14 protein-coding genes, 1 tRNA gene and 2 pseudogenes are annotated in these 12,539 nt (G+C 37.7%); 8 read left to right on the top strand and 9 right to left on the bottom strand.

Going from position 1 to position 12,539, the window contains the following annotated elements; all coding sequences use genetic code 11:
* Nucleotides 1-26 precede the first annotated feature (26 nt).
* The 4 genes from LZ575_RS07860 to LZ575_RS07845 all read left to right on the top strand — a co-directional run bounded on the left by LZ575_RS07860 (nt 27) and on the right by LZ575_RS07845 (nt 1,831).
* Nucleotides 27-341: a DUF3467 domain-containing protein gene (locus LZ575_RS07860; RefSeq protein WP_235330177.1), complete on the top strand. Its 315-nt coding sequence runs from the start codon at nt 27-29 to the stop codon at nt 339-341.
* A 245-nt stretch (nt 342-586) separates the two neighbouring features.
* Complete coding sequence (locus LZ575_RS07855; RefSeq protein WP_235330176.1) at nt 587-994, top strand: DUF6933 domain-containing protein; 408 nt, start codon at nt 587-589, stop codon at nt 992-994.
* A gap of 40 nt (nt 995-1,034) precedes the next feature.
* Nucleotides 1,035-1,490, top strand: a complete 456-nt coding sequence (locus tag LZ575_RS07850; RefSeq protein ID WP_235330175.1) for a GNAT family N-acetyltransferase — start codon at nt 1,035-1,037, stop codon at nt 1,488-1,490.
* A gap of 20 nt (nt 1,491-1,510) precedes the next feature.
* Complete coding sequence (locus LZ575_RS07845) at nt 1,511-1,831, top strand: DUF962 domain-containing protein (RefSeq protein ID WP_235330174.1); 321 nt, start codon at nt 1,511-1,513, stop codon at nt 1,829-1,831.
* Nucleotides 1,832-2,023: 192 nt separating this feature from the next.
* On the opposite strand, the pseudogene LZ575_RS07840 reads toward LZ575_RS07845, so the two are convergent.
* Nucleotides 2,024-3,614, bottom strand: a pseudogene (locus tag LZ575_RS07840) (peptide chain release factor 3).
* Between the two features lie 240 nt (nt 3,615-3,854).
* On the opposite strand from LZ575_RS07840, the gene idi reads away from it, so the two are divergent.
* From idi to LZ575_RS07820, 4 genes are all read left to right on the top strand, one after another.
* Nucleotides 3,855-4,373, top strand: a complete 519-nt coding sequence (gene idi, locus LZ575_RS07835; protein WP_235330173.1) for an isopentenyl-diphosphate Delta-isomerase — start codon at nt 3,855-3,857, stop codon at nt 4,371-4,373.
* Nucleotides 4,370-4,780, top strand: coding sequence for a 6-carboxytetrahydropterin synthase (locus LZ575_RS07830; RefSeq protein WP_235330172.1), 411 nt, complete (start codon nt 4,370-4,372; stop codon nt 4,778-4,780). Before idi ends, LZ575_RS07830 begins: the two co-directional genes overlap by 4 nt.
* Nucleotides 4,781-5,052: 272 nt before the next feature.
* Nucleotides 5,053-5,319: a hypothetical protein gene (locus LZ575_RS07825; RefSeq protein ID WP_235330171.1), complete on the top strand. Its 267-nt coding sequence runs from the start codon at nt 5,053-5,055 to the stop codon at nt 5,317-5,319.
* Nucleotides 5,320-5,330: 11 nt separating this feature from the next.
* Nucleotides 5,331-5,404 (top strand) — tRNA-Thr (locus LZ575_RS07820).
* 947 nt (nt 5,405-6,351) lie between these two features.
* Here LZ575_RS07820 and mqo read toward each other — a convergent pair.
* The 8 genes and pseudogenes from mqo to LZ575_RS07780 form a co-directional block, all read right to left on the bottom strand.
* On the bottom strand, nt 6,352-7,857 hold the full coding sequence (mqo, locus tag LZ575_RS07815) for a malate dehydrogenase (quinone) (RefSeq protein WP_235330170.1): 1,506 nt from the start codon (nt 7,855-7,857) through the stop codon (nt 6,352-6,354).
* A 160-nt stretch (nt 7,858-8,017) separates the two neighbouring features.
* Entirely contained in the window at nt 8,018-8,749 is a 732-nt protein-coding gene (locus LZ575_RS07810) for a DUF4369 domain-containing protein (protein ID WP_235330169.1), read from the bottom strand.
* A gap of 52 nt (nt 8,750-8,801) precedes the next feature.
* A pseudogene (locus LZ575_RS07805) lies at nt 8,802-10,071 on the bottom strand (DUF819 domain-containing protein).
* Nucleotides 10,072-10,147: 76 nt separating this feature from the next.
* The gene (locus tag LZ575_RS07800) at nt 10,148-10,954 is read right to left on the bottom strand and encodes an HAD family hydrolase (RefSeq protein WP_235330168.1); all 807 of its coding nucleotides are present in this window, start codon (nt 10,952-10,954) and stop codon (nt 10,148-10,150) included.
* On the bottom strand, nt 10,954-11,124 hold the full coding sequence (locus LZ575_RS07795; RefSeq protein ID WP_235330167.1) for an Arc family DNA-binding protein: 171 nt from the start codon (nt 11,122-11,124) through the stop codon (nt 10,954-10,956). Before LZ575_RS07795 ends, LZ575_RS07800 begins: the two co-directional genes overlap by 1 nt.
* A 1-nt stretch (nt 11,125) precedes the next feature.
* Nucleotides 11,126-11,659: an alpha/beta hydrolase gene (locus LZ575_RS07790; protein WP_235330166.1), complete on the bottom strand. Its 534-nt coding sequence runs from the start codon at nt 11,657-11,659 to the stop codon at nt 11,126-11,128.
* Nucleotides 11,652-12,059 carry a S9 family peptidase gene (locus tag LZ575_RS07785; protein WP_235330165.1) on the bottom strand — a complete coding sequence of 136 codons (408 nt, stop codon included), beginning with the start codon at nt 12,057-12,059 and terminating at the stop codon, nt 11,652-11,654. Before LZ575_RS07785 ends, LZ575_RS07790 begins: the two co-directional genes overlap by 8 nt.
* A gap of 3 nt (nt 12,060-12,062) precedes the next feature.
* A complete protein-coding gene (locus LZ575_RS07780) occupies nt 12,063-12,494 on the bottom strand; it encodes a hypothetical protein (protein WP_235330164.1) in 432 nt (143 codons plus the stop codon).
* Nucleotides 12,495-12,539: the final 45 nt, after the last annotated feature.

Here is a 12,539-nt window from a genome sequence, read left to right as displayed (position 1 = left end):
TACCTTTATATTGTAAACATAAAATTATGAGTGAAGAAAAAAAACCTAAAAAAGGACAGATCAACATAGAATTAGATGAAAAAATAGCTGAAGGAACTTATTCAAACCTTGCCATAATAAACCATTCAGTTTCTGAATTTGTGGTAGATTTTGTCAGTATTATGCCCGGTACACCGAAAAGTAAGGTGAAGTCCCGTATAATACTTACCCCGCAACACGCTAAGCGACTTTTAAAAGCATTAGCAGATAATGTTCAGAGGTTTGAAAAGGCACACGGGGAGATTAAAGATTACGAGCAGCCTCCTATTCCCCTGAATTTTGGTCCTACAGGACAGGCATAAAATATTACCCGAAGTCTCGGCCTTCGGGTTTTCTTTTTTCTCAATATAGGATAGGAGGTGATTAATTGTTTAGACAATAGATTTGTTTCTTATAAAGTTATCTGCCTTACAAGTTCTATAATATATAAACGATCCGAGCATTGTTAGATGTTGAACCACATGAAAACTTTGGGTTTTTTCTTAAATTCAATTACAGTAATATTTTCAAATTGAATATGGTAACGCCTGTTTTCACTTCTAAAAAGATGAAAAAACTCACCAAAAAATTAATAGCAACTTCCGACGATGAGAATCAGGAAATTAGTATACTTGGCAAATGGAACTCAAATGTGTTCTATGTGAATAGAAAAAAGTTAGCTGGTAACAAATTCCCTTACAAGATATTCAGTTATTTTGTGGGATATCTCTCTGCCGATCATCTCAGGATCGACACGATTTATAAGGATTCCCTTTTTACTCAAATAACCTATGACGGCGTTTTTATCGAACTTACTGTAATTGATTCTCTCATTGGCGACCTCAAATTTTTCCCGAGAGACAATGACCGTAGAACTATAGGTTTTCAAAATTCTATATTTCAAACGCTTGACTACCGCAAAGAAAAATATGGGAAACTTGAAAATTGGTGTAGAAGGAAATTACCCACCATTTAATTAAAACGCTTTTTTATAGGATCTAATTGAACAGATACAGGTGATTCAAACTAAAAGAACAAATGCAGAAGATCAGGATCTTCTATTGCTAATTAAACAACTTGATAAGGAGTTGGCAGTAACCGATGGGGAAGAACATTCCTTTTACGATCAATACAATAAGCTGGACAGGATAAAATGTTTTATTATCCTTTATGAAAATGAGTCTCCGGTGGGATGTGGAGCACTTAAAGAATTTGAACCCGGAGTTGCAGAAGTGAAGCGGATGTTTGTTAAGCCTGAAAGCAGGGGCAAAGGTTTAGCTTCAGTAGTACTCAAAGAATTGGAAAAATGGGCTGCAGAACTTTCTTTTAGGAAATGTATCTTAGAAACAGGAATACGGCAGCCGGATGCTATTCAGCTTTACAAAAAGAATGGGTACAGCATAATTCCTAATTACGGGCAGTATGCAGGAGTGGAGAACAGCGTTTGTTTTATGAAGGTACTTTCTGAATAAATAAGCTTTACCTAATATCTATGGCAGAACGGATTAAGACTTACAAGGAGTTCTATCGCTTCTATTTAAGTGAGCACAGGAATAAGACCAGCAGGATTCTGCATTTTATAGGAACATTCTTAGTTTTTGTTTTGCTTTTCCTGGCAATCATCTGGGATTGGGGATGGGAGTGGATATTTGTGCCCGTTGTGGGATATGCTTTTGCCTGGATAGGACACGCCTTTTTTGAGAGGAATAAACCTGCAACTTTTAAATATCCTTTCTGGAGCCTGATATCAGATTTTAAGTTGTTCTTCGAGATTTTATTGGGAAAAAGAAGTTTTAATTCCAAAAGGGATTAAGTCATATGACATTTATGAATATAAAAGATGTGCAACTTCAAATTTTGAGTAGGGCGTTTCTCAAAAAAAATTATAGTGCCTGAAGCAAATTTCCTGCGACAGTTTGTATAGATTAATAAGAGGTACCCGCTGCATTAGGAAGGAAAGCCATCAAAAGTCATTTCAGTGCCTGACAGTAATTCTCTTTAGCAACTATTTGAACTCCGAGACGAAATGAAATTTAATTGAAGGATATTTCTGCTGTGTCATTTGCAGAGAAAATTGAGAGTCTGCCAGGAATACTAATTGTCCTCTTTTGTCTTTTGCCAGAAATTTTGCCTTCACCCGTTTAAAGTCTTTAAATTCTTCACTTTTGGGATTTTCAGGTTCTACCCAGGTTGCTTTATAAACGTTTAAGTTTTCATAGCTACACTTTGCACTATATTCGTGTTCAAGCCTGTACTGTATGACTTCAAACTGTAAAGCTCCTACCGTACCAATAACTTTTCTTCCGTTTAACTCGAGAGTAAATAACTGCGCTACACCTTCATCCATTAACTGGTCCAATCCTTTTTCCAGCTGCTTTGCTTTCATAGGATCTGCATTATTTACATAACGGAAATGTTCCGGAGAGAAACTTGGAATTCCTCTGTAGTTGAGTTCTTCTCCTTCGGTCAAAGTATCTCCAATTTTAAAATTTCCGGTATCGTGAAGGCCCACAATGTCTCCCGGATAAGATGTATCCACAACTTCTTTCTTTTCAGCAAAAAAAGCATTGGGACTTGAAAACTTCAGATTTTTTCCGTGGCGTACATGAAGATATGGCTTGTTCCTTTCAAATTTCCCGGAAACGATTTTCACAAATGCAAGTCGGTCACGGTGCTTGGGATCCATATTCGCATGGATCTTGAACACAAAGCAAGTGAATTCATTTTCATCCGGTTTTACAGTTCTGGAGTCGCTGTCTTTTGCACGAGGGGTAGGGGCAATAGCAACAAAACAATCTAACAATTCTCTAACTCCAAAATTGTTTAATGCAGAACCGAAAAATACAGGCTGCAGATTTCCAGCCAGGTATGCTTCCTTGTCAAATTCCGGATAGACTCCCTGTGCAAGATCCAGTTCTTCCCGTAAATTATTTGCTGCTTTTTCACCGATTAATTGATCTAATTCTTTCGAAGTAAGATCAGAAATTTCTACAGTGTCTTCAATATCTCTCTTAGGATCACTTAGTGAACAAATTCACATTCTTTTCCCAAATATTGTAAATTCCCTTGAAGTCGTATCCCATCCCAATTGGAAAACTTAAGGGGGTAACGGTTAGGTTTAATTTTTGCTCGATTTCATCAAGAAGTTCAAAAGCGTCCTTTCCTTCCCTGTCCAGTTTATTTATAAAGACGATCATCGGGATATTTCGCATCCGGCAAACTTCAACAAGCTTTTCAGTTTGCTCCTCGACCCCCTTTGCAACATCAATAACTACAATAACACTATCTACTGCAGTTAGCGTGCGAAAAGTATCTTCAGCAAAATCCTTGTGTCCGGGCGTGTCGAGGATATTAATTTTTGTTCCATCGTATTCAAATGCAAGAACAGACGTCGCTACAGAAATTCCCCTCTGCCTCTCAATTTCCATAAAGTCACTGGTAGCTCCCTTTTTGATCTTGTTGGATTTAACAGCCCCTGCTTCCTGTATAGCCCCTCCAAAAAGCAACAGCTTTTCGGTTAAAGTGGTTTTCCCGGCATCAGGGTGAGAGATGATACCAAATGTTCTTCTGCGTTTAATTTCGTCGGTAAACTTCATGTGCTAAAATAAGGCTGCAAAGATAAAATTTTTGTATCAGAAAATAGGACTTGCAGGGCTTATAATATAAGGATGAAATCCTCCTTTTGAATTGGATATTGTGATTAGAAATTCAATAATATTCCGCAGAAAGATTTTAAACCAGAATACAGAAGGGACAAACCCTTGTATAATTTTCTGGCAGACAATTTCTTTTTTATCCAGAACCCATTTTCGTATTTTTGAAACTCATTTGTAGCTATGACAGAAGAAAAAGTAATATTGGTTAATGAAAAGGATGAGCAGGTAGGTTTAATGCCTAAGATGGAAGCTCATGAGAAAGGACTTTTGCACAGGGCATTTTCTGTTTTTATTTTCAATAATCGCAATGAATTAATGTTACAGCAGCGGGCCTATTCCAAATACCATTCTCCCGGATTGTGGACCAACACCTGTTGCAGCCATCAACGGGAGGGGGAAAGTAATATAGAAGCAGGAAAGCGACGCCTTGAGGAAGAAATGGGATTTAGTACAGATCTACAGGACACAACATCTTTCATATATAAAGCGCCTTTTGACAACGGTCTAACGGAACACGAATTTGATCATATTCTGGTAGGAAAATTTAATGAGGAGCCAAAACTAAATCCGGAAGAGGCTGCCGATTATAAGTGGCTAAGCCTGGAAGAAGTGAAAAAGGATATGAAGGAAAATCCGCAGATATATACTGAATGGTTTAAGATCATCTTTGACAAATACTATCAAACAATAGAGCAATGAGAGTAACCGTGAACAGGAAGGCGCACTTTAATGCTGCGCACAGGCTGTATAAAAGGGATTGGGATGATGATAGAAACAAGCGAAATTTTGGGAAGTGCAGCAATCCGAACTTTCACGGGCATAATTATGAATTAGTTGTTTCAGTAACCGGGGAGGTGGATCCTGAGACAGGTTTTGTAGTAGATATGAAAGTGCTTAAGGATCTAATCTATTCTGAAGTCGAAACGGCTCTCGATCATAAGAATCTAAATATTGAAGTGGAGGAGTTTAAAAATCTTAATCCTACAGCAGAAAATATTGCCGTGGTAATATGGAATAAACTGAAGCCAAATTTAAATCCTGATCTTGAACTGGCTGTTACTTTATATGAAACTCCCAGGAATTTTGTGACTTACACGGGTAGTTGAGATAAAGAGATAAAGAGGTAAAGAGTCAAAGAGGTAAAAGGTTAAAGATAGGTTGGGCACGGATCACAGATCCGCGCCAGCAGAAAGAGGGAAAGATAGGTTGGGCACGGATCATAGATCCGTGCCAGCAGAACGAGAAGATTATAGATTGGCACCAGGCGGATGTGGAATTAATAATACTGGTTGCGCCTTTTGGCCTTAATAATTATTTTTTCAAAGTTGCTTGCAGAATCAAATTTTAGATTTAAATTCGCAGCCTAAATTAAAATGGAATGGCAAGTAAAAGATTGTTAAAGAGGGACGTGAATTATGTGATGGGAGATATCATTGAAGCAGCATACGTTCATCAATTAGCAAACCCTGAGCAGGATCCTAAGAAAACTGAAGAGATCGTTGACGAAGCAATACAAGGTTTTGATGAGTTAATGTCAAAAATTAACCAGAGAAACGTAGAAAATAAGAAGCAACATTTTAAAGCTATAGAAAAAGAGCTTGAAAATAAAGCACAAATTTTAGTCGGTAAAATTAACCAGCTATAATAAATTTTATTGCCGATGTAGCTCAGCTGGCTAGAGCAGCTGATTTGTAATCAGCAGGTCGTGGGTTCGAGTCCCTCCATCGGCTCTTTTTAAAGCTCCTTTTTAGGAGCTTTTTTATTTAACATAACTGCATTTATACTTCCAATAACGCGTATTGCGCTCCTCCGTAGCTCTTTTCTCAGGAGAAATGTTATTTTTAAAACATAACGCTCCTCCGGAGCTCATTTTATTAGGGGGTGTATTTATAGAGACAGTCCGCTTCTCCGGAGGTTTTATAGCTTCTTGATTCAAGTCTTAATTCCCGGGAGGATAATTCAGCCTCAGAGAGGCGACATATATATAGAAGGGTATGTCTAAATGATAAATAGCTCCGTAGGAGCGACATATTTTTCAAGACTCAAGTCTCAAAATGGTTCAGACCTGTGGCATATTTTAAGATCAATTTCTTCGGTGTCAAAACTTAGGTTAAATCATTTCGCTCCTTCGGAGCTCCTTATCTCAGGAGAATTGTATTTCTATAAACATAACGCTCCTTCGGAGCTCAACTCATTGGGGGTGTACTTCTAGAGACATTCCGCTCCTCCGGAGCTTTATAATTTGTAATTCCAGGTAAAAAGAAGGAAAGTGGTTCAACCTCAGAGAGGACCTGTATAGAAGCGTATTTTTAGTTAATCAGCTCGGTAGGAGCGGTATATTATTCATTACCTATATCTCAAAATGTTTCAGACTCGTGGCATATTTAAGATCAATTTCCTTTGTGTCAAAATTCATATTTAAACCATTTCGCTCCGCCGGAGCTCATTATTTTAGGGGAATTGTATTTCTATAGATATAACCCTCCTCCGGAACTCAATTTAATGGGGGGTGTATTTATAGAGAAAGTCCGCTCCTCCGGAGCTTTATAATTGGTAATTCCAAGTAAAAAGTAGGGAAGTGGTTCAACCTCAGAGAGGACCTATACAGAAGTGATGTCTTAATGGTAATCAGCTCCTTAGGAGCGGCATATCGTTTTAAGTACGAAACATTCTGTTTTTAATAAGCGGCATTCAACTTTAGCAGTTCCGCATTTTCCTCCTGCTTTTTCCTGAATTCTGTCTTATGATCCAAAATACTCCTGTCATAAAAAGGAATCATTTCAGACAGTTTTCGTCTCCAGGCTTTGCTCTCGATCTTCGCCGGGAATCCAATTTTTATTACATCCAGCATTACATGTACCGAAACCGAAGCTCCCGGAGAGGCTCCCAATAATGCGGTTATAGAACCGTCGTTGTTATGAACAACATCTGTCCCAAATTCTAAAACTCCTCCTTCTTCTGCATCTCTTTTAATTATTTGTACCCGTTGTCCTGCGACTTCAAGCTCCCAGTCTTCTGGTTTAGCATCTTTAATAAACACCCTCAATTCTTCAATTCTGTCTTTGTGGGTCATTTTTACCTGATCTAACAGATATTTTGTTAAAGGAAGATTATGCCAGAATACTCCCCACATTGCTGGGAGATTGCTAAAATTTATACTTTTTGGAAGATCGGCATAAGAGCCTTCTTTTAAAAATTTGGTGCTAAAGTAAGCGAAAGGACCAAATAATAACTCTTTCTTACCATTGATATACCTGGTATCAAGGTGTGGAACAGACATTGGAGGTGATCCAATATCTGCCTTGCTGTACACCTTGGCATTGTGCTGTTTAATAATTTCCGGATTTTTACACATAAGCCATTGACCACTAATGGGAAATCCTCCATAGCCCTCTTTTTCTTTTATCTCCACTTTTTGCAACAGAGGTATCGCTGCTCCGCCTGCACCAATAAATATTTTCTTGGAATCTAAGTATAATTTTTCCTTAGTATCACGGTTTTCAACTTCTGCCAGCCATCCCGACTTCCTCTCGGGATCTACATCCAGGACCTCGTGATTATTTAAAACTGGTACATCAAATTGGGTTCTTAAAATATGTATTAGATCTTTGGTAAGTGTTCCAAAGTTTACTCCGGTTCCTGTCTCCATTCTCGTGGCACTTGTAGGATTTTCACTGTCACGATTCTCCATTATTAGAGGAAACCAGTCTTTAAGAATAGCATCATCTTCTGAATATTTCATATTTTCAAACATGAAATAGAACTGTAATGCCTCATATCGCTTCTTAAGAAATCGTACATTCTTTTCACCTCTTACCCAGCTATGGTGGGGGATAGAGTGTATAAACTGTGCAGGATCTTTAATAAGTCCTTCTTTCATAAGAAAAGACCAAAAGTGTTTGGATTGTTCAAACTGGGAAAATATTTTTAGTGCCTTGGTGACATCAATTGAACCATCTTCTTTTTCCGGAGTATAGTTAAGTTCGCAGAGGGCAGAGTGGTAGGTTCCTGCATTATTTCTGGCTGCGGAACTTTCCAGGCCTACTTCATCTAAGCGTTCAAAAATTACAATTTTGAGTTCGGGGTCAAGTAGTTTTAAAATTAGCGCCAGGGTCGCGCTCATTATTCCTCCTCCTACACATATTACATCGTACTGCTTATCTACTATTATTTTCCTCGCCATTCCAGTGGTTTTCAATAAATATAATGAAACAGAGAGGGAAGTCTCGCTAAGGAAATAATAAACCTTTGGAGGTAAAGTGTATATTGTATTAAAGCTTTATTAAACCTGAAATAAAAAAACCGGAAAAATACTTTCCGGTTTTAGATTCCTTTGACAGAAATTATTCTTCTGTAACCTTCGCTTCCAGTTTTTCCAGCCTTCTTCTTTCCTGTAGAAAGTCTTTAAGTTCCTTTCCATACATAGATTTTTGAACTTGTGGAGTCATGGAAATATATATAGTATCCAGATATTTTATGTTTGCATCAAAAACTTCAGAAAGAGCAAGATAAGGAGCTAACTCCAAATTTTTGTTATTAATGGCGAAGTTCACGGTATATAAATACTTCCTTTTAAGTAATTGATCGTACGCCTCATTCGTCTTTAGTAAAAGTGAATCATTTTCATCTCTTTGAGCTTCAAAATTTTGCTGGATCAATTCCAAATTTTTGTCATTGAACCTCCTCATCATTTGACGGTATTCTGCAAGCTTTTCCTGATTTGCAGATCCGTTTACTTTGGCATCTATTTCAAAATTTTTAAGCGTGGTATTTATGGTTACTTCTCCTTCTTCAGCAAAAAATTCGATCCTGTCGTCGTACTGTACATTATCAACTTTATCCAGGTACAAATACATGATCTGCGGGCTTTCCAGGTAGTCTTCCAGTACAAAATTTGCGTCTCCTTTAATGACCACAGAATCTACATTAACAAGCATAGTATCTTCAATCTTTTGAAGATATAGAGTACCCTTCTTCAATCCTTTCACACTTCCGGATACTTTAAAATTGTTCTCCTTTGTAGAACAGGCGATTAGGGTGAAAAACACAAGAGTAAAAAAACCTAATTTTTTCATGAAACAGCAATGAATTTTGGGTCACAAATATGGGATAATTTTTGATTTATTGCTAACCCGCAGCGGCTAATTGCATTAAAATTGTGCACAAAATTGCGCCGTATGTTCCAACTACATATCCAAACACTGCAAGCAGCACTCCTACTGTAGCAAGAGATGGGTGAAAAGCTGCAGCGACTACCGGAGCACTGGCTGCTCCACCAACATTTGCCTGGCTTCCAACGGCAAGAAAAAAGTAGGGCGCTTTAATTAATTTGGCCACTAAAATTAAAAGCCCCGCGTGAATTGCCATCCACACCAGACCTATGCCAATGAGTCCGGGATTGTCGAATACCATAGTAAGATCCATCTTCATTCCTATTGTGGCAACTAGAATATAAATGAACACACTTCCTAATTTACTGGCACCTAAGCACCTTCGTAAGTTTTAAACCTTGTGAAGGATAAAATTATTCCAATGGCTGTGGCAATTGAGATCATCCAGAAAAAAGAGGAGGCGAAAGAAGCAAGTGCACTTTTATTATCACTAAAAACAGGAAAATTCTCTACAAGTATAGCCGAAATCCAATCTGCTCCCCAATGGGCTATTCCTACAGCTCCAAATGCTATTGCCAACATGATCATAAGATCTGCCAGAGAGGGATTTCGGGTAACACTTTCAGCATAGGAGGCTACTTTATTTTTAAGTGTTGTTATTGCTGAGTCGTCAGCTTTTAACCATTTATCTATTTTTTCATTTCTTCCAATTCCGAATAGAATTATCGCCATCCACAAATTGGCAACGACTATATCTACCAGAACCATTCCTCCATAAAGATTAGGATTGTACTCGTAGATTTCAAGCATAGCTGCCTGGTTAGCACCGCCACCAATCCAGCTGCTTAAGCAAGTGTGGAAAGGCCTCTCCAAACGGCATCAGGACCTACACCACCCACAGTTTCAGGAGAAAACACAGAAATAATGAGGATAGCCAAAGGTCCACCTATTATAATACCCAAAGTACCTGTAAAGAACATAATAAGAGCTTTTGGTCCCAAATTGAATATGGCCTTTAAGTCAATGCTTAAAGTCATGAGCACCAATGAAGCAGGAAGTAAAAATCTACTGGCAATATAGTACAACTGAGAAACAGAATCGGAAATTATCCCCAGGGAGTTGAAAATTGCAGGGATGAGATAGCACATGAGAAGTGCAGGTACTACCGAATAAAACTTTTTCCAGAAACCTTCCTCCTTAGAGGAAGTATAAAAAACGAAGCCCAGGGCTATCATTAAAATTCCTAAAACAATGGCATCATTGGTGAACAAAGGGCCGTTTTCCATAACTCAATTAAGTTTGGCCGCCAAATTACAATTTTTCTTAAACTATAGTTAAGTTTAGGTGGTGTTGAAAAGTGATTTAATGCTGAAATATTTTTGCCAGAACCTTTGCTACACCGTCTTCAATACTTTTTTCGCATACGGTTTGAGCCACTTCTTTACATTCTTCTCGTGCATTACCTACCGCTACTCCATATCCTACATTTTTCAGCATTTCTACGTCATTGTAATTATCACCAATAGCAACTGCGTCCTGGGGCGTGAGTTTATAAAATTCCTTTAACAGCAGCTCTATAGCAGTGAATTTGGAAATAGATTTAGGTGCAATCTCAAGATAAGTATCTTTAGATCTGTATAGGTGTAACTGTCCGGGAAATTGCTCTTCAAGATAATCTCTTATTTCATCAATATGAGAGACTTCACCCATTGCCATAATTTTATGAGCCCCCTTGTTTTCTTTTTTCCACTTTTTTATAACCTCATAATTCTTTTTTACCTGCGGTTCGACTTTGGTGTTGTTTACTTCCCGGTCGGTCCATTGGTCCACTTGAGGAACGTACCATTCATCTTTATGGTAGAGACTGAGATGACAGTTAAAAGGGTTCCAATTGCTAAGTTTTTCAACTATTTCCAGCGGAATTTCCGTTGTACTCATTACTTCATTATCTGCGAGAATTAATCCTCCATTGTAACAGATTATTGGTAATGAGGATATATTTAGTTCTTCCTGCAGATGGCGCATGGCAGCAGGCATTCTGGCAGAAATCAACACGAATGGCACTTTATTTTCAAGCTTCTTTACAGCTTCAATAGTGGCTGGAGAAAGCTCGCGTTTGTTGTTAAGTAAAGTTCCGTCTATGTCTGAAAATACAATTTTATAGTTCATCAATCTTGGTTGTCAGTTTTTTTTGGGTATCGTTTTGCTTCTTTTAAGGCGTTCGAAAGCATATATTCAATTTGCCCATTAGTACTCCTGAATTCATCAGAAGCCCATTTTTCAATAGCTTTTAGCATATCTTCATTAAGTCTTAGGGCAAAAGCTTTCTTTTTACTCATTCTATTCTATTGATCTTATAAATTCTACCAATTCAGGTACCAGTTCGGGATGCAATGGCCTTTGTGGCTCATTATAAGCTTTTGTGTTTTCAAGGTTTTCACCTTCAATATTTCTGAAGATATGGTTCATATTTTCAAGGATTAAGAGTTCTGCTTCTGGTTTGGCCTCTTTTAAAATTTCAGCATCTGTAACATCTACCTGCAGGTCAAAAGTTCCATTTATAATTAGAACAGGAATTTCTATTTTGGCTATTTCCTCCGCCGGATCGTACTTCATCCAGGATGCGATATAAGGTTGAACCGAAGGGCGAAAAATAGATTCCAGATATTGACTGTAATTTGTGGTTTGCCCATTTTCTTTAATTTCATCAAAGGCTGTTCTGGCATTTTCAGAAAGTTCTTGAGATTGTTTGGCAATTTGTTCTACAATTATCTTATCAATGCTTCTTCCTGCTCCGGCTAGAGAAATAAGTGCATCTACATTTTCACCTGCGGCGAGAGTACCTATTAAAGCTCCTTCACTATGACTAAGCAAGTATTATTTTGCTGAATTTTTCTTCGGAAGCAAAATGCTTCACAACAGATTGAACATCGTTTACAAAGTCCTCGAATCTTAGATCTTCTTCCTTTATTCCGAATTTGTTCATTTTAAAAATTCGCTTATCAAACCTATAGGAAGCAATTCCGTTTTTAGCCAGTTCCTCAGCCAGCTTTTTCATCCCGTTATTCTTCATCATTGGTTGATTCCCATCCCTATTTGTAGGACCTGAACCCTGGATGAAGATTACCAGGGGAATATCGGATGAATCTGAAGGAAGAGTGAGAGTACCATCAGTATATTTATCTACATTTAGCTCCCGTTCTGTAAATTCTTCCTGTGCTCTAAGGCTGCTAATACTGAATAATAAAACGAATAAAAAAATAATTTTTTTCATACTTCAAGAATTTTGATCCAATTGTCTATCCCGGTAGTAGTTTATTATTCTTCTTGCTACTTCCGGTTGTTGAGTACCTATAAGGAAACTTTTTTTGTTTTTGGTAACAATTTGGATGCCATTGTTCCCTTTGATATTGTAAGCCTTTGCTTTTCCCAGGCCTCTCACTCCCCATCCACCATATTCAGCTATGGGAGAATATTTCCTAACAAAAATGTTATCGATGTCTTTCCAGTAATAATGTTTTGTAAAAAATTTAAAAGGATTGAATCTTGCAGTAACACCCCTGGAATCTATTCTCGTTTCCAGCCTGAGGGAAAAGATGAAAAAAGTGGCAAAAATTAAAACAAAACCAGAGATTAAGTGTATGAGTAAAGGTTCGTCGTTTCTATCCCTTTGTAATTTATTAAAGAGTAAAAGAAGCCAACTAAGCAAAAGTCAATGCAAAAATTGCATAAAGCCACCACTGGTTAAATCGTT

This window comes from Antarcticibacterium sp. 1MA-6-2, assembly GCF_021535135.1.
Taxonomy (GTDB): domain Bacteria; phylum Bacteroidota; class Bacteroidia; order Flavobacteriales; family Flavobacteriaceae; genus Gillisia.
This window is presented reverse-complemented; position numbering and strand designations above follow the sequence as displayed.